Here is a 22230-nt window from a genome sequence, read left to right on the forward strand (position 1 = left end):
TGGATCTGAGTTTTTTCAATACGGTACCTAATATCTATGTCTGCCTCAAAATCCATTATCCCCCCATCGAGCACCGCGTTAGAACGGGCATCCGATCTCCTTCATAACGGAGAACTCGTTGCCTTCCCTACGGAAACTGTCTATGGGCTGGGCGCGGATGCGACGCATGACAAAGCCGTCGCCAAGATTTTTGAAGCAAAAGGCAGGCCCAGCTTCAATCCGCTCATTATCCATGTCCCGGACATGGAAACAGCAAAACAGTATGTTATCTTTGAAGAACGCGCAGAGATTCTCGGGCGTGTTTTCTGGCCCGGCGCCCTTACCATGGTCCTGCCTAGAAGGAAAGACTGCCCCATATCGAAACTGGCCAGTGCAGGTCTTGAAACATTGGCTATTCGGGTTCCTGCCAATCCACTAGCGCGGCAACTGTTGCAAGTCTGCCGCCTACCGCTGGCGGCGCCGAGTGCAAATCCATCAGGTCAGATCAGCCCAACGCAGGCGTCCCATGTTGCAACTGGTTTAGGCCATCGTGTTTCCATGATTTTGGACGGGGGCACCTGCACAATTGGCGTTGAAAGCACAGTCGTGGGGTTTGATGAGGAGAACGTGGTCTTGCTGCGATCAGGCGGTATTACCAAAGAACAGTTAGAAGCACATTTTCCAAACGTGCAAGAAGCCAATGAAGAGAGCGAAATCTCAAGTCCCGGCATGCTGTTAAGCCATTATGCTCCATCCTGCCCGGTGCGTTTAAATGCGACCGATAAACACGAAAATGAAGCGTTTCTCGGTTTTGGGCGAGAGTATGATAAAATATCAACGATCAATTTAAGTATCTCTGGCGACCTGAGCGAAGCTACAGCCAACCTGTTTTCAGCATTCCACTTGCTGGACGAACAAGGCGCAAAGCAGATCGCAGTCGCGCCAATCCCAAATATTGGGTTGGGCGTCGCAATCAATGATCGGCTAAAGAGAGCCGCCGCGCCCCGGCCATAAGGAAAAATCACATGACTTTCGAACAACAGATCAAAGAGATTGTCGGCGACAAAGGCCTTATTACCGATCCTCAGGACATGCAGGGTTATTTAAGCGAATGGCGGGATAAATACACAGGAAAAGCCCGGCTTGTTGCCCTTCCCAAAACCACCGACGAAGTCAGTGCAATTGTTCGCCTTTGCGCGCAAACCGAAACACCGATCGTCCCGCAGGGAGGGAACACCAGTCTGGTGGGTGGGTCTATCCCGTTTGACAGTGGTAACGAGGTTATTCTCTCTCTTCGCCGAATGAACGCCGTGAGGGATGTAGACGTCAAAGGGGGCACCCTGACCATTGATGCAGGTTGTATTCTTGCAGATCTTCAAACCCTTGCCGACGACCATGGCTTCATGTTCCCCCTTCGTATCGGCTCAGAAGGAAGTTGTCAGATTGGCGGAAATATCTCAACGAATGCCGGGGGTGTTCAGGTTTTACATTACGGTAATACGCGCGATCAGGTACTTGGCCTGGAAGTGGTTTTACCTGATGGTGAAATCTGGGATGGATTGACCAACTTGCGGAAAAACAATACCGGATATGACCTCAAGCAGCTTTTTATTGGCGGCGAGGGAACACTAGGGGTTATCACGGCCGCTGTCGTCAAGATATATCCCAAACCAAAATATCAACAGGTGGCCCTTGTCGCTATTCCAGACGTTGAAGCCGCGATCAATTTTTTAGGATTGGCGCGCCAATTAAGTGGCGATCAAGTAACTGCGATCGAACTTATTCCCCGTATCGCTATCGATCTGGTGGTCAAGAATGTACCCAATTTTTCAGATCCAATGCCACAAAAATATGACTGGCATATTCTTGTCGAATTGAGCTCGAGCGTTACTGAAAATTTATCAACCTTGCTTGAAGAAATTCTTGAACAGGGATTTGAAAAGGAAATCGTGCTGGATGCGATCATCCCGGCCAGTGACGCACAGCAGCAAAAACTATGGTCTCTGCGCGAGGAAATCTCAGGCGCACAAAAACCCGAAGGCGGCAGCATCAAACATGATATTTCAGTACCCATCGCCCGAATTGCCGATTTTATTCAGCAGGCAGACGCCGCGTTGCAGAAAATTATTCCAGGTTTCCGTCCTGTAACTTTTGGACATATTGGGGACGGCAATCTTCATTATAATCCGCTGCAACCGGAAGGGATGGACAAACAAGCATTTCTCAATAATTGGGAGACTGTCAGCCGCACTGTCCATGATATTGCCCATTCAATGCGCGGAAGTATGAGTGCTGAGCACGGCATCGGGCGTATGAAAAAAAATGATCTCCCTCTTTATAAATCAGAGATAGAGATCGATCTGATGCACCGTATTAAAGATGCGCTGGACCCGCAGAATATTATGAACCCCGGAAAATTATTGCCTGACAGAAAATAGACGCTGGTGTTTCAGAATATTTTCTCGGCCAATTCAACGATCTGTTCTGCAGAGACGGGCCGAGAAAACACATAACCTTGTGCTTGATGGCAGCCAGCCTGCTTCAAAAACTCAACCTGCTCAATATTTTCAACACCCTCGGCCAGAACCTCCATCCCCAGATTCTTACCCAAAGAAATGATGGTATTGGCAATGGCGGCATCTTTTGAATTTACAACCACCCCATCCACAAAACATTTGTCAATTTTCAAAACGGATGCAGGTAAATGTGTAAGATAACTGAGCGAAGAATATCCTGTTCCAAAATCATCGATCGATAGCCGAACACCGATCCCCTTTAGACGGATCATATTGCGTTTCGTCTGGCCGCGATCCCGCATGATTACACTTTCCGTCAGCTCAATGTCCAAAAGGGCTGCCGGTATTCCCGTTTCGAACAGGACCTGTTTCACCAGGGGAACAAATTCATCACTTTGAAATTCAGCAAGCGAAATATTCACGGCTACAGGAAATTCAGGCACCCCTTGCTCGGACCATCTCTGTCGTTGTTCACAAGCTTCTCTTAAAACCCATTCACTGATTGGACCCAACAAGCCTGATGCTTCTGCAATGGGAATAAATGTATTCGCCGGAACAAACTTTCCTTTTTCCCGCTCCCACCGCAAAAGGGCCTCAACGCCGGTCATGCCCCCTGTCTCTAAATCGATTTGAGGCTGGTAGCTAAGCGACAATTGGCCGCTCGTCATTCCCTCCCGCAGCGCATTATTCAACGTTACGCGCCCCAGAATTTCAGTTTCAATATGATTGTCATAATAACAGAAATTCGGACTACCCGGCTTTTTGGTATTGGCCAAAGCAATATTTGTATTTCGCCAAAGCTGATCTGACGTTCCACCATCCATCGGATAAAGCGAAATCCCGATGCGTGGAACAAGATGCGGCAAATTCAGTTCTTCCGGCAGATAAACGTCAAAAAGATCGTTCACCAGATCGGGCAATAAAGCGATTTGGTCATTGGTGGTAATGGGCGTGCAGACCCCAAAACCATCTCCTGATGTCCGGGCAAGCGCGATTGCGTCGGGGAAAAGCCTGTCCAGTTGTTCCGCTGCACTACGCAATAATTCGTCGCCGGATGAATGCCCCAGCGCAATATTCAGCTCAGGCAAGTCATCCAGGACAAACTGAACGACAGCAAACCTTTCAGTTTCACCATGCTGCAACAAGGCAATTTCCGCCTGAATTTCTTTTTTAAAACTCAGGCGATTTCCCAAAGACGTCAGGACATCATGATACGCTAGTAATCGCGCTTCCTGAAGCAACGCCGTTGTTTCCAGCCCGCGAGCCCCATTTTCCGAGAACTGCTTGAAAAGCTTTCGCTGTGCGCTTGACCACACGAAGCCGTCAGCACACTGAATAACGATGACAGCCGGTATATCCGGCCCCCGCACAAACGGTATGGCAAGTCTGTTCTGATGAACAACAATGTCTGATGTTTCCAGAGACTCTGATATGACAGTAGAAAAATCAGCCAGTATTTCCTCAGCAGAGAGACTTTGACGTCCCTCAACAGCACTCACTTCAATTTCGTAATTGCGGCCGGGTATCTGTAGAAAAGCAGCGTGGGAAATATCCGGAAAAACCCGACATAGTTCCTGAAGCGTCACCCGGCAAAACTGCCGCGTGTCTTCACATTCCTGCATTCTGGATAGGGAAATAAGCAAGGCTTCAGACGGGGACTGATGATTGCCCGCGACGTCCCTGCCTTTAGTCTGGTTGTCAATTGTAGACATATTACCTAACCATACACACTGAACACCGGTTTTTAACCGGTAAAGTTACGAACACCCTCTCAATGATCCTACTATCAATCCGGCAGATATTGGAAGGGATTATTTTTTCTGACCCGGCAATTGGGCTTGCGCCATCAAGTGTTTTCGTGCCTCGTCGTCCCACTTACCTGTCGGTTTCCCCAGCTCAGCACCAACCTTATACCCGGCTCGCAACCCCGGTCTTTCCTTAAGTCGATCATACCATTTCCGTAAATTTGGAAACTGATCGATATCAAGTTCCTGACGCTTATAGGTAATAATCCAAGGCCAACACGCCATGTCTGCGATCGAAAAATCATCACAAATATAGTTCCGCCCTTCCAATCGCCGATCAAGAACACCAAACAACCTAAGCGCTTCATTCCTGTAGCGTTCCTGTGCATACGGAATAGTTTCCGGTGCATAGAACTTAAAGTGACCATTTTGTCCCAGCATGGGGCCCAGGCCGCCCATTTGCCACATTACCCATTCAATAACCTGTATTCGCCCGCGCAAATCTGATGGGAGGAACTTGCCGCATTTTTCAGCAAGATAAATGAGAATAGCACCCGTCTCAAAAACCGAAACGGGGTCCCCGCCACCAATAGGATCGTGATCCACAATTGCTGGCATTCTATTGTTGGGGCTGATCGAAAGAAACGCTTCCTTAAATTGGTCCCCACGCCCGATATTCACTGGAATCACCTTATATTCCAGCCCCATTTCTTCGAGCGCGATGGAGATTTTCCATCCATTAGGGGTTGGCCAATAATAAAGATCAATCATTTGCCGCCCCTACAATTTCGCTTCAATCAACGTCATTCGATCGTTGCCAAAATACATATCGTCCGTATTTAAAAACAAGGTCGGGGAGCCAAAACCACCGCGTTCAATCAGTTCTTCCGTATTCTGTCGCAGCATGTCCTTGTAGGCTTGTTGTGAAATGCGCTCGAAAAATTCTGTTTCGTCCAGCCCCACTTCGTTGACGATCTCCCGCAAAACGGTTTCTTGTGAAATATCATCAAGATCTGTCCAGTAACGCTTAAACACCGCGCGCGCATAGGGAACAATACACTCATTCTCCAAAGCAACAAATGCGCCGCGCATTGCTTTCACACTATTCACAGGAAAAACCGGAGGTTGTCCAATCCGGATACCCACATAGGTGCACCAGTCCTGCAGGTCTTTTTTTGAATAGGCCTGCTTGGCCGGGACCGGATTATCGCGATTTGCATAAACAGAAGGATTAATTGCGTTAAAAACACCCCCCACGAGGAACGGCTTGTACAGCACCTTCAGATCCGGGTGGCGGCCTCTCATTTGTTCCAGGCTTTCAAACCCCAAATAGGTCCAGGGGCTTGAGCAATCAAAGAAGAATTCTAGTTTTGACACGGGGGTCCTCCATCTGTTGTTTGCGGCCAGTGTTTTTTATTACTTCTTGAATTGCCGCCCGGAAAGCCTAGAAGAACAGCTTGCAGGCGTCAATCGATAGAAACAAACATCAGTGCTCAATCCCCGTCTCACACGCAGCGATGCTGCCAATTCAGAACATCATTCTTTACAGCGCGCTGTGTTTGTCCGATGGATGTCTTTCCATCGCGGACCAAGATTAATCGAAATCTGAATTCATGGTCCACAGCCTTTTTATTGCGCTTTTCAAACACAGACTGACCGAACGGATAGGAAAAAAGATGGCGTCCCTTTCCTTCTTTGAATTCAATTCCGTCGCTCACATAAACTGTTTTATTTTTTTCGGTAACCCGCAGATAGATCAAGCCCCGGCCTTTCCCTAGAAATCGAAGATCAAACTCCGCGGTAGAGGGGCACTCCCCTTCGACAAGTCCGATATCCTGCGTAAACACAATTTCATCGACAGTAGCCGCTTGCGTCCGTACAGTCTTATTTGGTGAGACAGGTTTCTGTACGGAAGAAAGTGGCAGTTTTTTGCGATAGCGAAGTTCCGGATCGCCTTCATATCGCAAAACAATGGGCACCTTCGTCGTTGCGATCGACAGAATGTCCTCTCCGTAAACTTCTTTTCCGGTCAACGCATCCTTTGTGACCGCCTCGCAGGTAACCCGCATGTAGATGGGAAAGGTTAGCGTAAACTGGTGAGGTCGCCGGAAATACGCCCATCTTTTTTGGGGATCCGTTCCTGTTTTACGGGCATCTTTTAAGACGATTTCAACGGGATCGACAATTCGTGATTGCTGGTTCGCCGATCGAACAGGAACTGAAAACGTCTTATTGATCAAATAACGCACCTGTTTTTGTGCGGCCAAATTTTCTGGCTCTATATCTTCTTCCCACAACGATTTGTCTTCGTTGCCGATGCCAATGGTTACTTTCTTGAGGTAATAAAAAGTGTCCTTCAAAAGGCTCCGCTTGGTTTCTCTACCGCACTTGGCCTCTGCCCTGATTGGTATGCCAAAATCAGATTCCTGCAGCATCAACGACAGGTCAGACAGATATTTTGATTTACCACCGTTGGATACGCGAACCGCACTGCCGCCGTTACCGGGCATAATGAAAGATCCATTTTCAGATTCCGGTTCAATTTCTTTTGCCGCCACCCATGATTGAGCCAAAAGAAACAAGAGGATGAGCGGCCCGAAATTCCAGAAAAATCGGGCAATGAAAGGATTTCTTTTCATTTGCAATCCAACCAATAAAAAAATTCATACTCCATATCACACTGATTCGTCTCGTTTCAGAAAATTAACCATAACGATCCAAAAATTAACCTTTCACAACCGGAGGCTTTTAAAATCATACTTTAATTGCCAACATCAATAACCCTCTAATTTCATTTATAGAAATTGTTATGAATGAACGAGTTTTCGGAAAATATTGGTTAATTTTCCGTAAAATTTTCTTTTCAATTTCAGAATAAAACAACCCATCATTGAAAAACCCCATTGTAAGTTCAGGACAGTCATCCCTATGTTCTCTCAACTTTGACGAAAGATTCTTGATTTGCGAGGGGCAAAATGAAGAAAATACTGGTAGCGAGCGCGTTTTTATTATGTACCTCCGTGGCAGCACAGGCGGCGACATTTGATTTCTCTGGAAATGGTGGTCTGGCTTCTTCTTACTCTTTCACAAATGATGGTGTGACCGTTACAACAACGCCCGGCGTTTTTTCTGACGCCGGCACGGTTTATTCTCAGGGCCGCATCGGTCAATATTCAACGGGGCTTGGCATTAGCAGTTACCGCGGAGATAGCCATCAGGTTGACGGGAATTATAGAAACGATTTCGTCAATTTTTCGTTTGACCAGAACGTGACAATCAAAAGTGTTTCCTTCAGCTATGTAGACCGCGACGACGAATTTACGTTTCTCTTTGATTTGGGTGCAAACGGTATTTTGGATGCCATTAATTACAATGTCGATATCCCATCCTCTGGCACCTACATATTTCAGGGGATTTGGACAGGAAGCCTTTTTGGTATTGGCGCATTTGATGACGATACAAGCCGTTGGTGGCAAAGCAGCAATATGGATGACTTCAAAATCTCCGGCATGGTTGTCGACAAAGTAATTTCGACGGTTCCCCTCCCCGCCGCGCTGCCGCTCTATGGCGCTGGAATGGCGATCCTGGGCTTCTTTGGTTGGCGCCGCAAAAAACGCTTCGCCCGCTAAACACCCAAAATGGTGAGAATATTCCAACATTGACACATTTCTCTACCCTTTAAAAACTGCCTTTTCAGGCAGTTTTTTTTGGTTATGGAATATCTATTCAGGGACAGTTATTTTGGTCAAGTGCCCAGTTTTCGTCCAGACTCTGACGGGTTTCTCGCCGGTTTGAATATCAACTTTTTTACCCGGTGGCAGGCGAAGCCAGGAATACGGGGAAAATGTCTGTCCCTCATAGTCAAACTGATTGTTTAAAACAAAAACTTCTGCCCCCCCATCATCGCCAACACGGATCGACGATGCCTCTGTCCAATATTCAAGCCTCACCGTCTCAAACGCGTCTTGAAACAACGGTTTTATGCGAACATTTTCCCTCAAGGGGTCCCCAAAAAGTTCCATTTTTTCGGTATCCACAACCGTAAACGCTCTGTCATCTGCCTGAAACTGCCATAACTTGACCAAAATCACGCAGCCCTCATCAGAACGAGGAGTGTGCCGAGAGGTTGGTGGGTTTCGAATATAGGTTCCGACAGGATAATCTCCATGCTCGTCCTGAAATACGCCCTCCAGAACAAGGAATTCCTCACCTCCGCCATGAGTATGGGCATCGAACTGACTATTGGCGTCAAAGTGGACAATTGTCGTTGCCCGCGCGACCTCCCCTCCCACACGGTCAAGCATCCTCCTGTGAACGCCTTTTATCGGCGAAGGAACCCAATCAAGGGCTCCTCCATGTTCTATGGCAACAGTATTAAAATCAGCATTAACCTGCATGTCATTCACTTTCCTATGCCGCTTGTTTGACACTCTCCCGATTGGCAAGGCGTTCAGCATAAGCCTTAACCGCAGGGCAGTCTTCCGGTATTTCCATATTACTAAATCCTGCAAACATGAAACCCGCTTGTGCCGTAATATCGGCCACTGTAAACCTGTCGCCAGCCAGGAATTCCTGACCAACAAGCTGTTCTTCCATCCAATACAAGGTTTTGATGGCAACATTCTTGCGGTGCTCACCCCATTCGGTATTTTGATACCCTTCCACATCCGGGCCCAGCCCCTCTGTGGCATGGTGAAAGAAGTCTGCGACGGCGTCCAGAAATCCAGCTTCGACCTTACGCTGGTACATCGCAATACGGGCCCGTTCTTCGGCCCCAGTGCCTGTTAGGACCGAGTTTTCGTCAACCTGATCAATATATTCAGTGATTGCCGTGCATTCGGAGATAAAAACGCCGTCATCCAGCTCCAACACAGGGACAGCACCAGAGGGGTTTTTCTTTAAAAAAGCGTCCTTTCTGTGTTCCGCGGAAGGTACATCCACATGAACAAAATCCACCCGATCAAGCATACCTTTTTCAGCTAACGCAATTCTTATTCTGGCTGGATTTGGAAACCCCTTGAATTCATATACTTTCATCTCGCATTCCTTTTATCAAGTTTATCGGCCATAGACGTAAAATCGTGAACATGATAATCTATCTATCGATAGGTAGATAAATAACGCAAATTTTCATCTTGTCAACGGCCTATCACCTGATAGATAAAAGAACATGACTCAAACAAATTCCTCAGATCGTGTAGAAACCATTTTGGAAACGGCGGAAAAAAGAATTCGCCAGGGTGGTTTTAATCAAATCAGCTTTCGGGACATTGCCGCCGAAGTGGGCATAAAAAGCTCCAGTGTCCATTATCACTTCCCAAAGAAAGAGGATTTGGGGCGGGCTGTCATTGAACGGTATGGTCGTGCCCTTCTTGACAGTTTGGGGCCTGCCGACAGGCCTGACGAAAAGCCCGCGCACCGTATACAACGCCTTGGGGAGGCGTATCTTCACGCGCTTCAATCGCAAAATACAATCTGTCTGGGATGTGTACTCGGAGCGGAAAGTGCTGGCCTGCCCACCGAGGTACAAAAAGCTGTTGAAATCTTCTTTCAGAAGATGCTGAACTGGACGGAAACGGCCGTTACCGGTGCAAAAAGTACCGCAGCTGATGCAGACTACATCATCAGCGCATTACAAGGAGCGATGGTATTGTCAATTGCATTAAAAAAGCCGGATCCGCTCGAAAAAACGGCCCGGCTTCTTGTTCAGATGATTGATGACGCTTAGGAAAAAGCGTCTTCCCACGATCCTTGAGTGGCCGCTTTTGAATATTCAGTTGCCCGATTTTCAAAGAAATTGGTGTGCTCAACAGCGTTCAGAATTGCATCGAGCCAAGGCAACGGGTTTTTATCAATATTATAGATGGGATCCAACCCGAGCTGCCCCATACGCCGGTCTGCGATATAGCGAATATAGGCTTTGATTTCTTCGGCGGTCAGTCCTTCAATATTTCCAGCGCCAAATGCAAGATCAATAAAGGCGTCCTCATGGGAAACAATATCCTGACAGGTTTGATAAAGCTCTTCAACGAACGCATCGTTCCAAATTTCAGGGTTTTCACTGATAAATGTTTTGAACAGCTTGATGATCGAATTGCAATGCAATGTCTCATCCCGAACAGACCAGGTAACGATCTGTCCCATTCCCTTCATTTTACCATGGCGAGGAAAATTAAGCAGAATGGCGAAACTTGCAAATAGTTGTAATCCTTCTGTGAACGCGCCAAACACTGCCAATGTTTTGGCTATTTCCGACTTACTTTCCACGTTGAACTGCTGCATGTAGTCATATTTATCCTTCATCTCCTTATACCGGAGGAAGGCGGAATACTCGGTTTCAGGCATACCAATGGTATCCAGCAGGTGCGAGTAAGCCGCAATATGAACTGTTTCCATATTGGAGAAGGCCGCTAACATCATCTGCACTTCAGTGGGCTGAAAAACACGCGTATAATGGCGCATATAACAGTTATTCACCTCAATATCAGATTGCGTAAAGAAGCGAAAAATCTGCGTCAAAAGATGCTGTTCGTCTTCCGTCAAATTTTGATGCCAGTCCTTCACGTCATCAGCGAGCGGAACTTCTTCCGGCAACCAGTGAATTTGCTGCTGCATCAACCAGGCGTCATAACACCATGGATAGGAAAAAGGTTTATAAACCGGTTTTGCATCAAGCAGGGACATCTGACTCTCTAAACTCTCGTAACGGAAATTCTAAAAATAAGGGATTTTCGCTTACCTTACTGGCAAGCGAGGCATTCTTCATAGTCAGTTGTTTCGGACGCGACAACCTCCAATTTAGGACGGGACGTCTTGGCCACTCCAGCAACAAGCTCTTTTAGGCTGTCAGGCATGTCTTCCTTTGTGGCAATCACTTCTGCACGCTGGATCGATTTTGACCGGCAGTAATACAAACTTTTCACTCCCTGCTTCCAAGCCTGGAAGTGAATCTGGTGCAAATCGCGTTTGTGTACATCAGCAGGAAGGAAAATATTTACGGATTGAGACTGGTCAATCATTGGTGTGCGATCTGCCGCAAGTTCGATAATCCATCGTTGATCCAGTTCAAACGCCGTTTTAAAGACATCTTTTTCCAAATCAGTCAGGAAATCCAATTTCTGGACAGATCCCTCATTTACCGTAATGAAGCTCCAGGTTTCCTCGTTATCATGGCCTTTTTCTGCCAGCAATGCTTTCAAGTGCGGATTACGCACATTGTAGGAGCCTGAAAGCGTTTTGTGGGTGTAGCTATTGGCCGCAGTCGGTTCAATACCCGGGCTTGCGCCGCCGCAAATAATTGAAATTGATGCTGTCGGTGCAATCGCTGTTTTATTGGAAAACCGCTCTTCAAAGCCGTAATCAGCCGCATCCGGGCAGGCGCCCCGTGTCTTAGCCAATGACTTGGAAGCCGCATCCACATGTTTTTGTATATGGCTAAAGATCTGATTGTTCCAGACTTTGGCCATAACAGACTCCATTGGAACCCGTTTTGCCTGCAACAATGAATGGAAACCCATTACACCCAAGCCAACGCTTCTTTCACGCATCGCAGCATATTTGGCCCGCTCCATCTTTTCGGGGGCCCGATCAATAAAGTCCTGCAAAACGTTGTCCAGGAACAACATGACATCTTCGATAAAGACCTCATCATCCTTCCATTCTTCATACTTTTCCAAATTTAAAGAAGAAAGACAACAAACCGCTGTTCGATCATTCCCCAAATGGTCGCGGCCGGTCGGCAACGTGATTTCGGCACAAAGATTAGATGTTTTTACAGAAAGTCCGGCAAGCTTATGATGCTCAGGCACCAGGCTATTCACCCGATCATTGAAAATAATATAAGGCTCACCGGTTTCGACCCGCGCTGTCAGAATTCTAATCCACAGACTGCGTGCGCTGATTTTCCGGACAACGGAACCATCTTTGGGACTGGTTAATCCCCAATCCGTATCATTTTCCACGGCCCTCATAAAATCGTCAGACAACAAAATACCATGGTGCAAATTCGGTGTTTTGCGGTTTGGATCGCCCCCTGTCGGACGGCGAATTTCAACAAATTCTTCGATTTCAGGGTGAGAAACAGGCAAATAAACAGCAGCAGAGCCACGGCGCAACGAACCCTGGCTAATCGCCAGGGTAAGGCTATCCATGACACGAATGAAGGGCACAACACCAGACGTTTTACCAACAGCACCAACACCCTCGCCAATAGAACGCAGATTGCCCCAGTAACTACCGATACCGCCGCCTTTTGACGCCAGCCAGACATTTTCTGTCCAAAGATCCACAATACCGTTAAGGCTATCATCAGACTCATTTAGAAAGCAGGAAATCGGCAGACCCCGATTACTACCGCCATTACTGAGAACGGGCGTGGACGGCATGAACCAAAGCTTGGAAATATAGTTATAGATCCGCTGAGCATGATCATCATTGTCACCATAGGCGCTTGCAACCCGACCGAACAGGTCTTGAAAACTTTCACCTGGCAGAAGATAGCGATCGACCAAAACCGCCTTACCAAATTCTGTCAGATACTCATCGCGACTATGGTCGATATGTACACGCGCACCATCTTTTACCTGTACGACATCCGTCAACATATCGACTGTATCCAGCATCCGTTTATCCCCAATATTTCCAATTTTCCAGCAAGCCAACATTGGCCTGTACAATTTTTTGTTCCTCAAGAGACCAGACAATGCCTGTCATAAAATCGCCTGTCATAAACATGTAACGACAATCGAATATTTTGAATAACATCCAAAAAACCGAACGCCGCCTTTAGTCCTATGAATCACCGAGCTTTTTTAAGCTCGCCGCCCCTTCTTGAGAACCACTACATATTGTAGAATACCCCTCACCCCGTCAACAAATTGTAATGCATTTTTTTTAAAAAATTTACTTGACGAATCCGGGATGCTTTATTTCTGCCGTTCTTACAGAAACTTCCCTGAAAATCCTCATATTTTTGAAGGAAAGTCCGGCTGTGGCACAAAAGTGACAATTCTCACCTTCGCTGCCCTTTTCACCTGTTTCAGGTCATGCATGTTGTTTATTTCGAGTTTTTAATAGCCTATCGCCTGACCGTATCTGAAAGAACGTCCAATCAACATATAGTATGCCTATATTTTAACCAACAATCCTGTTTTGGGCTCCTCCTAACTGAAAAAACACAACAAATCAGAGGAGTTAGAAGTCTGAGTTACAACAAAATATAAAAGCCCCTCTCCGGTCTGAGAGGGGCCTGACGTCAATGGCATCGGAAAAATGGTTCCTGTTAGCTCCTGGGGGCGGAAGAAACGGTGACGCGACCGTCATAGGCCGCGCCGGTTTCGGGCCCCACGATCCCCCCTGCCTCGTTGCGGATATAATCCATGATCTGACCGCGATAGAGAAGATAGGTATTAAACGCCTTCGTCTGCCGTAGTTTTTTAAGATCATACCCCTTGATCTGCGCGGGCAGTCCCTTGATCGCGCCTCCTGAATAACCTTCCCGACCATTTGCAACGTAAGAGTTAAACGCGATCCGGAAGTTCCGATCCAAAAGCTGGTCAATTGGTGTGCCGTTCAAGGTAATATTCTTGGCGACTGTTTCCATGGCATTATTTCCAAGGAAAATTTCGTATCGGATACCTGATGAATAATGCTGGAACCCCCGCGGAATGAATTTTTCAGGATCCAATGATCCGCCATTATGCTGCAGCTCTTCTGGACGAACGATGCGCCGCGCATTATCCTGAATGATGGCTTTCAGTTCCGCGCCTGTCACCGAGTAGACATAAATCTCGTCGGCATAGGGCATAACCTTGTACCATTCGTCATAGGTCAGGTCGCCGTTCATGTCCACACCGCGCATCCCTGTTGCGTTAAAGGCTGCAAAATCTACAGGGTCCGTTGCCCAGTATTTACTTCTGGCAACAACCGCATCATTCATAAAATTGGCAATTGCCGTTTCGCCGGTATAACGATCCAAAATAACCTGATCATCCCGCATACTCTTCTGAGATAAAACAACACCAATGGATTCCTGCAAACGCTTGTCCAGTTCCGTTTTAATCGGATCCAACACGTCTTTGTTCATCTTTAAATCCAGGTCGGTCACCGTTTCGTTGGCCCGGCCCTTCGTTGCAATCAATCGTTCAGAAAACTCAGCGCTCACCTCCCCGGACTTGGATTTGGAAAGGGTAATTTTCAAATCACCAACAAATTTCCCGTATTCACCCGCCTGAACTATCGGAACACCAGCCACAACCGAACGGTTGTCCAGCGCATTTTCGTTAAGGACTGTATGGGTATGCCCGCCCAGAAGGGCAACAGGTTTTGTTGCGACTTCCGATACGGCCTCAGCAATCTGCTTATCACCGATCGCCAGATCGTATTTAAGCTCCATTCCTTTTGGCAATGCGCCATTATAACCGACATGGCTTAACAGCAGGATCACATCGACATGCGGATCAAGAGCCCTGACCATATTTTTTGCAACCTTCACTGGATCATAGCCCTTAAGCCCGGGGTCGGCTTCTGTCTGCAAATAGGTGTCAATTATGGATGTTAATCCGATAAATCCGATTCGAACATTATTTACCTCACCAATGGCTGCCGGCGCCCACGGCATCTTGAATTTTGAGCCTGCCAAATTCGCTGTCAAAACAGGAAAATCCGCATCCTGCTCAATCGCGCGCGCCAAAAGTTCGGAGCCTTTATCCAATTCATGATTTCCGACTACCGACATATCCAGACCCGCAGCAGACAAAGCCCGATAGGACGCACTCATTTTAAAATCGTCGGCGGAAGAGCCAAGCAATTCATCCCAAACGGTTCCAATATGCTCATCCCCCATACTCAAAAACAGGACGGCTTCGTTATTGGTGCTCGCTTTCCGGCGCGCGTCTTTTACGATCTTTGAAATCTGTGAAAACCGATGCGTATTGCCTTTGCGATGGAAATCAATCAGATGAGAATGCAGGTCATTTATATGCAGAACCCTAAGCGTTTTTATTTGCCCTGGGGAAAAGTCATTTTTTGCAGCATGGAAATCCAGGACAAGCGCATCTTCAGCCACACTATTCCCGTTCAGAACATATAGTTTGCTTAAAGCGCCCGCGCTGTTGGGCGTGATCGCCCTTGCCGACAATGTTTGTTCAGCAAAAGACATCGATGATGTCGATGCCAGCAAACCAACGGTCAGCGCCGCGGAAATTAGTGTCTTTTTCATAAGGCAACCCCTGTATACTTAAGTCGATTGAGTAAAATCGTTTTGTCAGACGACAAACTGTTAGGGTTGCGTTGCAGTGATGTGTCGAAACATTGACAGTTTCGTGATAGGGCCAATAAAAAATGCGCCAGAAAAATCCAGCGCATTATTAAAAGTTATAAAGCAATCAGCGGGATTAGTTTTTCACCTGCTGCGCTGATACTTCTGCTATTCGTTCTTTTAATCGGAGTTTTTCTCGTTTGAGCTCGGTAATATGGGTATGGTCGGCCGACGGATGTAACATTTCTGAATGAATTTCTTCTTCAATCTGATGATGTTTTTCTGTCAGCTGTGCAACATACTCTGTTGTGCTCATATTTTATCTCCTCTACTAAAAGGTAGGCAGTTGGGATTCCAACTTTGGACATTAATATATTACAAAATTGTTAAAGAAAATGATATCAATCATTGCCCTGAAACCCAAAATAATGAGTGAACCGAATTAATGTCCGAAAAACAGAAACTTATAATCGGAATGACTGGCGCATCGGGGGCGATTTATGGAATTCGTCTGTTAGAGGCCTGTAAATTACTAAATATTGAGACCCATTTAGTCATAAGCAAGGCAGCGGAAATTACCCTCGTTCACGAAACCAAACGATCCGTTTCAGAGGTCCGGGCCTTGGCTGATGTCAGTTATAAATATGCAGATATCGGAGCCGCCATTGCGTCAGGATCTTTTCGGAATGCGGGTATGGTTATAGCCCCCTGTTCTGTACGGTCCATGTCAGAGATTGCCGCGGGAACAACCAGCAACTTGCTGACAAGAGCTGCTGATGTAATTCTGAAAGAACGCCGGCGTCTTATTCTAATGATACGAGAATCGCCCCTTCATTCAGGTCACCTGCGTCATCTGGCTGAATTGTCTGATCTGGGGGCAATTATTGCGCCGCCTGTTCCGGCCTTTTACACACACCCGAAAAATCTGGATGATTTGGTCAATCATACAATTGGAAGAACACTTGACCTGATGAATATTGACAATGATCTTGCTACCCGGTGGAACGGTCTCAAAAACGGTTAGGCGATTTCATCAAACAACTCGTCTTCTTCCGAAAAAACCGCCAGCCATATGGCCTTTATATCTGCGCGATCCTGATCATCCGGCTCAGCGTCCAGTTCTTTTGCCAGATATTTAAATAAATTTTGAACGGCGGCGCGGGCGCAAATCGACCCACTGAAGGACGCCGTTGCTGGCCTGTCGATCAGCCGGTCCAACGCCAGTAATTGAAGTTTTTCAGCGTAAATTTCACTTTCGCTGACCACACGTTTCAACTCGTTGGTCAGTCGATTATCGACATATTTTAAAGGTGGCTTTAAAAAATTTCGGATATTCCGCATGGGCCGGACAGTTGCCTCTTGCCAATAATGACTTATCGCCATGCCTTCCTCAAGCTCGACTTCCCGTAATTCCTCTCGTCCACTAGCCGCAACCCAGACGCAGAACAGCAACAAATTAACATCAACTCCTTTTCTGTTTTGTAGTGAAAGGCACGCCTGCTCAACGGTCGGGTTGCTGTAAAGCTTCAAGGCAAAATCCCATAGAGCACAAGGCGGGAAACCGGCATTTGGAAAAACGGACAACTCAACACTCCTTGACTCTGGTCTTGTTACAATTCATAAACACCCACCATTTCTGACTGGCAAAACAAGGTCTTGCCGTTTTTAAAGCCCGGCAAATTTGACCATTCCGACCTAGTTTAAATTGCAAAAAAATGGTACATTCAAAGATGAGGTTACCGCATATCACTGATTTTACAAAATTTGTGTGATGACGGTTTCACAAAATGATCGCTTACGCGAAGGCTTGGTATTGTTGGGGTTTAAACGTCGCCATGACAGAAATTGATGAGCAGGAAATTCTTAAGCAACGCTTGGCGGAACTAAAGACGGAACACAGGGATATGGATTTGGCCATTGATGCTCTGATAAATTCTGGAAATTATAATAGCCTTCAACTTCAACGCCTGAAAAAGCGAAAGCTTATTTTGAAAGATCAGATATTCCGGACTGAAAGTGCGTTACTGCCGGATATTATTGCGTAACTCCAGCCGCAGGACGGATCAGCTGTCCTTCTTGAATTCCTGTTTATGCTCGTACATTTTGCTGTCGGCTTTATCAAGCGCCTGTTCAGCATTAACACCGCTTTCAACAGGAACAATCCCATAAGACATCCCAACATCCAATCGATGGCCTTCCCAGGATATCGGATTTCCGGACAGCTCACTGGTCAGACGCAATGTAAGCGCCGTTGCTGCTTCTTGATTGGTTCTGGACAGGATCAAACCAAATTCATCCCCGCCCAGGCGACCAACGATATCCGTTTCACGAACGGTTACCAATAACCTCTTTGAGAACTCAGACAGTACATAGTCTCCAGCCTGATGGCCGTATTCGTCATTTATGCCCTTGAAACCGTTCAGGTCGATATAAATCAAGCTGGCTGCACTGTCGTAACGCTCGACCGAAGCTTGCACACGGGTCAATTCCCGAACGAAGGCCCGACGATTATAAATTGGAAGCAAGGGATCCTGATCCGCCAGTTTTTCGGCTTCTTCCAATCGTTGATTGATCCCTTCAACAGATTTTCGAAGCCGATCCACTTCACCCATAAGCGTCATAATGGCGTCCCGCACCTTAGGTGTCAGTTCCGCTTCGGGAATCCCCATGACAGAGGTTGTATCTGTGATTGTACGCGGACTCGAAACACTGGAATAGGCATCTGTCGCAGCTTTAGACCTTGTCTTTCCAACTGCTCCGGTTGTGCTGGCACGGCCCGTGGATCCTATTTTCATTTATAAACCTGACTGGTCACAATAATTCTACACACTGATAACTACATACTCTATTTGACTTTAAATTTCAAAGCTTCAAGCGATACTTGCTTCTGAAAAAACCGGGCCTATAATCCGGAAAATTCACTCATCCATTAGGAAACTCCGATAACAGGACACCAAAACATGGGTCAAGACGGCGCACCACTCGTCGGTATCATCATGGGCAGCCAGTCAGACTGGCCAATTATGAAACATGCCGCAGATACATTATCCACCCTTGGCATTCCCTATGAAGCCAAGATTGTCTCAGCGCATCGCACACCGGACCGGCTGGTGGATTATGCACAGTCAGCCAAATCCAAAGGACTTAAAGTTCTGATCGCGGGCGCAGGCGGCGCGGCGCACCTTCCCGGAATGGCTGCGTCAATGACCCCCTTGCCAGTACTCGGGGTTCCAGTTGAAAGCAAAGCCTTGAAAGGTATGGATAGCCTGCTCTCTATCGTTCAAATGCCAGGCGGCGTTCCTGTTGGAACCCTTGCGATTGGAAAAGCTGGTGCGATCAATGCCGCCCTGCTTGCCGGGCAAATTCTCGCGCTCGGCAATGAGGATATTGCACGCTCAATCGATATCTGGCGGTCCAAACAAACAGATGCCGTCGCGTTAGAACCAACTGACATCCCTAAATAGGATATATTCATGACCACTCTTGCTCCTGGACAAACGATCGGCATCCTCGGTGATGGACAATTAGGTCGGATGATGGCAATTGCTGCGGCCGAATTGGGGTTTAAAACCCACATTTTTGGGCAGGAAAAAAATAGTCCCGCGGCTCAGGTTGCCAATGCGAACACAATTGCAGACTATACAGACAAAGTGGCTTTACGGAAATTTGCCTCCTCAGTCGATGTTGTAACGTTGGAGTTTGAAAATATTCCAACAGACACTCTGAACTTTCTATCTCCTCTTATCCCAGTGCGGCCCGGCAGAAAGGTTCTTGAAATCACACAGGACCGTCATCTGGAAAAAAGTTTCGTTAATAGTCTGGGGGTACCGACAGCCCCTTTCGCCAATGTTGAAAGCCTGGAAGAATTGCGTCAGGCAGTCGAGCGGATTGGAACGCCCGCAATTTTAAAAACGCGGCGGGATGGCTATGACGGTAAAGGTCAGGTCAAAATAAATTCGGCAACCGAAATCGACAAAGCTTGGGAAACTCTGGGGGGAAAAGCATCCATTTTGGAAGGATTTGTTCCGTTCGAGCTTGAAATCTCAATTGTCGCTGCACGTGATATTCATGGAAATGTGGCAACCTACTGCCCCGTTGAAAACCGGCACAAAAACCACATTCTCGATGTTACAATTGCACCTGCTAACATTTTATCCACTGTTTCAGAACACGCGACAGAGCTTGCCACCAAAATTGTGCAAAATCTGGATCTTGTCGGTTTGGTTGCCGTGGAAATGTTTGTCGCCAGAGATGGAGATGTTCTCGTAAACGAACTTGCTCCGCGCCCCCACAATTCGGGCCACTGGACGATAGAAGCCTGCACCACATCCCAGTTCCGCCAAAGTATTCGTGCAGCCGCGGGTCTGTCTCTGGGCGATCCCACGGCCCACTCCAATGCCTTGATGCGTAACCTGATCGGCGACGATGCCGATCATTGGAACGACATTTTACAGCATCCCGAGATGAGCCTCCATCTTTATGGAAAAACGGAAAGCCGCCCCGGCCGAAAAATGGGCCATGTTACCCGGCTGTTCCCCTTAAATGTACCGCCAAAGGTTTAAATCCTGGCGGCTATGCCCAGCCGCCGGCGAAATACAGAATCTGACCGGTAATAAAATCTGATTTGTCGGAGACAAGAAAAGCGAGATATTCACCCGCTTCTTCGGGCTTACCCAATCGGCCAATAGGGATGGGTTTAGTTATTTTCATTAATGTTTCAGGATTACTCAGCAGTTCCTCAGGGAAGTAGGTCGGGCTTTCTACGAAATTCGGGGCCAGCGCGTTCACCTGAATACCAAATTTTCCCAACTCCTTGGCCAATGACACCGCCAGACTATTGGCTCCGCCGCGCGCCGCGGTATACATTGAATAATTTGGCAAGCCATGTTTTGGCACTGCCGATGAAACAAAAACAATTTTACCTTTTCCTGCGGCCTTCATAACTTTTGACGCGTATTTGGCATAGGCAAAGCCGCGCACCAGCAAGGCATCCAGTGTTCTTCGAAAATCGTCAATATCTGCGTCATCAATGGTTGCCTTGATCGCCGGATAGGCATCATTGTTGATCAAAGCATCCAAGCGTCCCTCGGCTTGAATAACAGCCGCGACAACGTCCTCGGGCTCCTGTTCGGCCAGCGCCTTCACACCCGGGATTAAGGCCTCGAACGCCTTGCGGGCGGTCGCATCCACAAAAGAAGCGTCCTGTGCGTAAAGTATCGCATGCTCACGCATCAAAACCCGGCTCCCCGGAGTTCCTACAAAATGAGTCGCGTCTGTAATCAGGATAATTTTATTGCTTAGCATTTTTTTGGTCCCGAGTTTAAGTCGGCCTTTTTATTTGGCTGTTAAATTTCGAAAGAAACGCCCCGGCCTTGGTATAAAAGAAAAATCAGGTTTGTTGGCGAGTTTTTGTTTGGTTTTGAATTTAAAAGTCTCAAACTGCATGACATTTTCGATACGGCGATCCAAAAATTCCCACGTCTTGTCATGCCCTTCAGACACATCATCCAACCAGTAAAGCAACGTAGCACTATAAACAGCAGAGAGGGTCAGTCGCTTTGTGTAATAACTGAAATCCGTTGATCGATCCCCCGTCGCGTACCACATCCGGCTGACGGTTTCGTTGGTCAGCGTCAACGCCAAAGCAGCATTTCGCGGCATGGCAAGCCACGTCAATGTTTTACGAACGCAGTCTTTTTCCTGCTCCACCAATTCCAATCGGGTTCTGACCGCCAGCGTAATCCTGTCGCGGATCTTCATTGAAAGAACATCCTTTGCCTGAAGCACCGCCTCCATCCGATCATCGGCACGGGTCACATAAAAGGTGACAAGGTCTTTCAGGCCGCCCGGAAAAAGAAGATTAAAATCCAGATCATCCATCCCCAGATCAGCAGCGCCGCGCCGAACCGCCTTTTCTGACCAACCGTCAAACATCACATGATCTAAAACCGCATTCAGACATTTATCTTTTGTGATCTTTTGATCTGTCATCACCTACTCCTTGGAATGATTGATCTTTTCCTTCGGTTAAGGAAAAGTGCTTGATAAATTCACCCATCTCATCTTCATACACCAGATTGCGGAGATCTGTCATGCGTTGAACATATAAAATACCATCCAGATGATCGCATTCATGTTGGACAACACGCGCATGAAACCCTTCAGCAAGGATGTCCTGCCTCTGCCCTTGAAGGTCAAATGCCCGATATCTCAATCTTGTATACCGGGGCACAAGACCCCGTAAACCCGGCACGGAAAGGCATCCTTCCCAGCCCAAGGATGTATCCACTCCCAAAGGCTCCAACTCTGGATTAATCAACACTCTTTGCGCAAACCCGTCACTGTCCGGACTACCATCCTCATTTTGAAGACGCGCCGCGGATATCCCAAAAATAACAAGGCGCAATGGAACACCGATCTGCGGGGCCGCCAAACCTATACCGCCGGCTTCTTTCAGACTTTCCTGCATCTGTTTAACGAGTTTACGAATCTCTGGCGCTGTTGGATCATCGATCTCCTCTGCGCGCTGTAATAAAACTGGATTTCCCATTTTCACGATTGGTTTTGCTGGCATTTTCAGTTGTTTACTCGCTTAAAACTGTGTTAAAAGACTTTTCTTTATAAATATTCCCTATTTCGGGTGTTTAACGCTTCACATCGGTTAGGCGGCATGTTACTAGACACGCCACTTTGTGAACTGACTTAACCACATTATAGCATAGGAGCACTAAAG

At 47.2% G+C, this 22230-nt stretch carries 23 protein-coding genes; 8 read left to right on the forward strand and 15 right to left on the reverse strand.

Features of this window, described 5'->3' with window-relative positions:
• The first annotated feature begins 36 nt into the window (after window positions 1-36).
• Together OIR97_RS12910 and OIR97_RS12915 are read left to right on the forward strand one after the other, a co-directional pair.
• Complete coding sequence (locus OIR97_RS12910; protein ID WP_169546119.1) at window positions 37-993, forward strand: L-threonylcarbamoyladenylate synthase; 957 nt, start codon at window positions 37-39, stop codon at window positions 991-993.
• An 11-nt stretch (window positions 994-1004) separates the two neighbouring features.
• Window positions 1005-2417, forward strand: coding sequence for an FAD-binding oxidoreductase (locus tag OIR97_RS12915; protein WP_169546120.1), 1413 nt, complete (start codon window positions 1005-1007; stop codon window positions 2415-2417).
• Window positions 2418-2428: 11 nt separating this feature from the next.
• Here the strand turns inward: OIR97_RS12915 and OIR97_RS12920 are convergent, their stop codons facing one another.
• The 4 genes from OIR97_RS12920 to OIR97_RS12935 all read right to left on the reverse strand — a co-directional run bounded on the left by OIR97_RS12920 (window position 2429) and on the right by OIR97_RS12935 (window position 6879).
• A complete protein-coding gene (locus tag OIR97_RS12920) occupies window positions 2429-4207 on the reverse strand; it encodes a putative bifunctional diguanylate cyclase/phosphodiesterase (protein WP_169546121.1) in 1779 nt (592 codons plus the stop codon).
• Between the two features lie 99 nt (window positions 4208-4306).
• Window positions 4307-5011 carry a glutathione S-transferase C-terminal domain-containing protein gene (locus OIR97_RS12925; protein WP_169546122.1) on the reverse strand — a complete coding sequence of 235 codons (705 nt, stop codon included), beginning with the start codon at window positions 5009-5011 and terminating at the stop codon, window positions 4307-4309.
• 9 nt (window positions 5012-5020) lie between these two features.
• The gene (locus OIR97_RS12930) at window positions 5021-5617 is read right to left on the reverse strand and encodes a 2-hydroxychromene-2-carboxylate isomerase (protein WP_169546123.1); all 597 of its coding nucleotides are present in this window, start codon (window positions 5615-5617) and stop codon (window positions 5021-5023) included.
• Between the two features lie 128 nt (window positions 5618-5745).
• Window positions 5746-6879, reverse strand: coding sequence for a hypothetical protein (locus OIR97_RS12935; protein WP_169546124.1), 1134 nt, complete (start codon window positions 6877-6879; stop codon window positions 5746-5748).
• Window positions 6880-7215: 336 nt separating this feature from the next.
• On the opposite strand from OIR97_RS12935, the gene OIR97_RS12940 reads away from it, so the two are divergent.
• The gene (locus OIR97_RS12940) at window positions 7216-7869 is read left to right on the forward strand and encodes a VPLPA-CTERM sorting domain-containing protein (protein WP_169546125.1); all 654 of its coding nucleotides are present in this window, start codon (window positions 7216-7218) and stop codon (window positions 7867-7869) included.
• 93 nt (window positions 7870-7962) lie between these two features.
• Here OIR97_RS12940 and OIR97_RS12945 read toward each other — a convergent pair whose 3' ends face one another.
• Both OIR97_RS12945 and OIR97_RS12950 read right to left on the reverse strand, forming a co-directional pair.
• The gene (locus tag OIR97_RS12945; RefSeq protein ID WP_169546126.1) at window positions 7963-8637 is read right to left on the reverse strand and encodes a cupin domain-containing protein; all 675 of its coding nucleotides are present in this window, start codon (window positions 8635-8637) and stop codon (window positions 7963-7965) included.
• 13 nt (window positions 8638-8650) lie between these two features.
• Window positions 8651-9277, reverse strand: coding sequence for a glutathione S-transferase family protein (locus OIR97_RS12950; RefSeq protein WP_169546127.1), 627 nt, complete (start codon window positions 9275-9277; stop codon window positions 8651-8653).
• Between the two features lie 133 nt (window positions 9278-9410).
• Between OIR97_RS12950 and OIR97_RS12955 the strand changes: the two genes are divergently transcribed.
• Window positions 9411-9968, forward strand: a complete 558-nt coding sequence (locus OIR97_RS12955) for a TetR/AcrR family transcriptional regulator (protein ID WP_169546128.1) — start codon at window positions 9411-9413, stop codon at window positions 9966-9968.
• Here OIR97_RS12955 and OIR97_RS12960 read toward each other — a convergent pair.
• From OIR97_RS12960 to OIR97_RS12975, 4 genes are all read right to left on the reverse strand, one after another.
• Window positions 9965-10924, reverse strand: a complete 960-nt coding sequence (locus OIR97_RS12960) for a ribonucleotide-diphosphate reductase subunit beta (RefSeq protein ID WP_169546129.1) — start codon at window positions 10922-10924, stop codon at window positions 9965-9967. The genes OIR97_RS12955 and OIR97_RS12960 overlap by 4 nt on opposite strands.
• A 56-nt stretch (window positions 10925-10980) precedes the next feature.
• On the reverse strand, window positions 10981-12861 hold the full coding sequence (locus tag OIR97_RS12965; RefSeq protein WP_169546130.1) for a ribonucleoside-diphosphate reductase subunit alpha: 1881 nt from the start codon (window positions 12859-12861) through the stop codon (window positions 10981-10983).
• 659 nt (window positions 12862-13520) lie between these two features.
• A complete protein-coding gene (locus OIR97_RS12970) occupies window positions 13521-15458 on the reverse strand; it encodes a bifunctional metallophosphatase/5'-nucleotidase (protein WP_169546131.1) in 1938 nt (645 codons plus the stop codon).
• 175 nt (window positions 15459-15633) lie between these two features.
• Entirely contained in the window at window positions 15634-15813 is a 180-nt protein-coding gene (locus OIR97_RS12975; protein ID WP_169546132.1) for a YdcH family protein, read from the reverse strand.
• 129 nt (window positions 15814-15942) lie between these two features.
• On the opposite strand from OIR97_RS12975, the gene OIR97_RS12980 reads away from it, so the two are divergent.
• Window positions 15943-16521 carry a UbiX family flavin prenyltransferase gene (locus tag OIR97_RS12980; protein WP_169546133.1) on the forward strand — a complete coding sequence of 193 codons (579 nt, stop codon included), beginning with the start codon at window positions 15943-15945 and terminating at the stop codon, window positions 16519-16521.
• Here OIR97_RS12980 and OIR97_RS12985 read toward each other — a convergent pair.
• A complete protein-coding gene (locus tag OIR97_RS12985) occupies window positions 16518-17081 on the reverse strand; it encodes a TIGR02444 family protein (RefSeq protein WP_169546134.1) in 564 nt (187 codons plus the stop codon). The two genes, OIR97_RS12980 and OIR97_RS12985, sit on opposite strands and share 4 nt — an antisense overlap.
• 251 nt (window positions 17082-17332) lie before the next feature.
• On the opposite strand from OIR97_RS12985, the gene OIR97_RS12990 reads away from it, so the two are divergent.
• Window positions 17333-17542 carry a YdcH family protein gene (locus tag OIR97_RS12990; protein WP_169546135.1) on the forward strand — a complete coding sequence of 70 codons (210 nt, stop codon included), beginning with the start codon at window positions 17333-17335 and terminating at the stop codon, window positions 17540-17542.
• Between the two features lie 18 nt (window positions 17543-17560).
• On the opposite strand, the gene OIR97_RS12995 is transcribed toward OIR97_RS12990, so the two are convergent.
• On the reverse strand, window positions 17561-18292 hold the full coding sequence (locus tag OIR97_RS12995; protein ID WP_219821765.1) for a GGDEF domain-containing protein: 732 nt from the start codon (window positions 18290-18292) through the stop codon (window positions 17561-17563).
• Window positions 18293-18457: 165 nt separating this feature from the next.
• On the opposite strand from OIR97_RS12995, the gene purE reads away from it, so the two are divergent.
• Both purE and OIR97_RS13005 read left to right on the forward strand, forming a co-directional pair.
• Entirely contained in the window at window positions 18458-18961 is a 504-nt protein-coding gene (gene purE / locus OIR97_RS13000; protein ID WP_169546136.1) for a 5-(carboxyamino)imidazole ribonucleotide mutase, read from the forward strand.
• A gap of 9 nt (window positions 18962-18970) precedes the next feature.
• Window positions 18971-20059: a 5-(carboxyamino)imidazole ribonucleotide synthase gene (locus tag OIR97_RS13005; protein ID WP_169546137.1), complete on the forward strand. Its 1089-nt coding sequence runs from the start codon at window positions 18971-18973 to the stop codon at window positions 20057-20059.
• Between the two features lie 10 nt (window positions 20060-20069).
• On the opposite strand, the gene OIR97_RS13010 is transcribed toward OIR97_RS13005, so the two are convergent.
• From OIR97_RS13010 to def, 3 genes are read right to left on the reverse strand one after another with little or no spacing between them, the layout of a single operon-like run.
• Complete coding sequence (locus tag OIR97_RS13010) at window positions 20070-20801, reverse strand: SDR family oxidoreductase (RefSeq protein ID WP_169546138.1); 732 nt, start codon at window positions 20799-20801, stop codon at window positions 20070-20072.
• Between the two features lie 30 nt (window positions 20802-20831).
• Window positions 20832-21488 (reverse strand): COQ9 family protein, encoded by a 657-nt coding sequence (locus tag OIR97_RS13015; RefSeq protein WP_169546139.1) that lies wholly within the window; start codon window positions 21486-21488, stop codon window positions 20832-20834.
• Window positions 21460-22071 carry a peptide deformylase gene (gene def, locus OIR97_RS13020; RefSeq protein ID WP_169546140.1) on the reverse strand — a complete coding sequence of 204 codons (612 nt, stop codon included), beginning with the start codon at window positions 22069-22071 and terminating at the stop codon, window positions 21460-21462. The genes OIR97_RS13015 and def overlap by 29 nt, the downstream gene beginning before the upstream one ends.
• Window positions 22072-22230: the final 159 nt, after the last annotated feature.

The sequence above is a fragment of the Sneathiella aquimaris genome (assembly GCF_026409565.1).
Taxonomy (GTDB): domain Bacteria; phylum Pseudomonadota; class Alphaproteobacteria; order Sneathiellales; family Sneathiellaceae; genus Sneathiella; species Sneathiella aquimaris.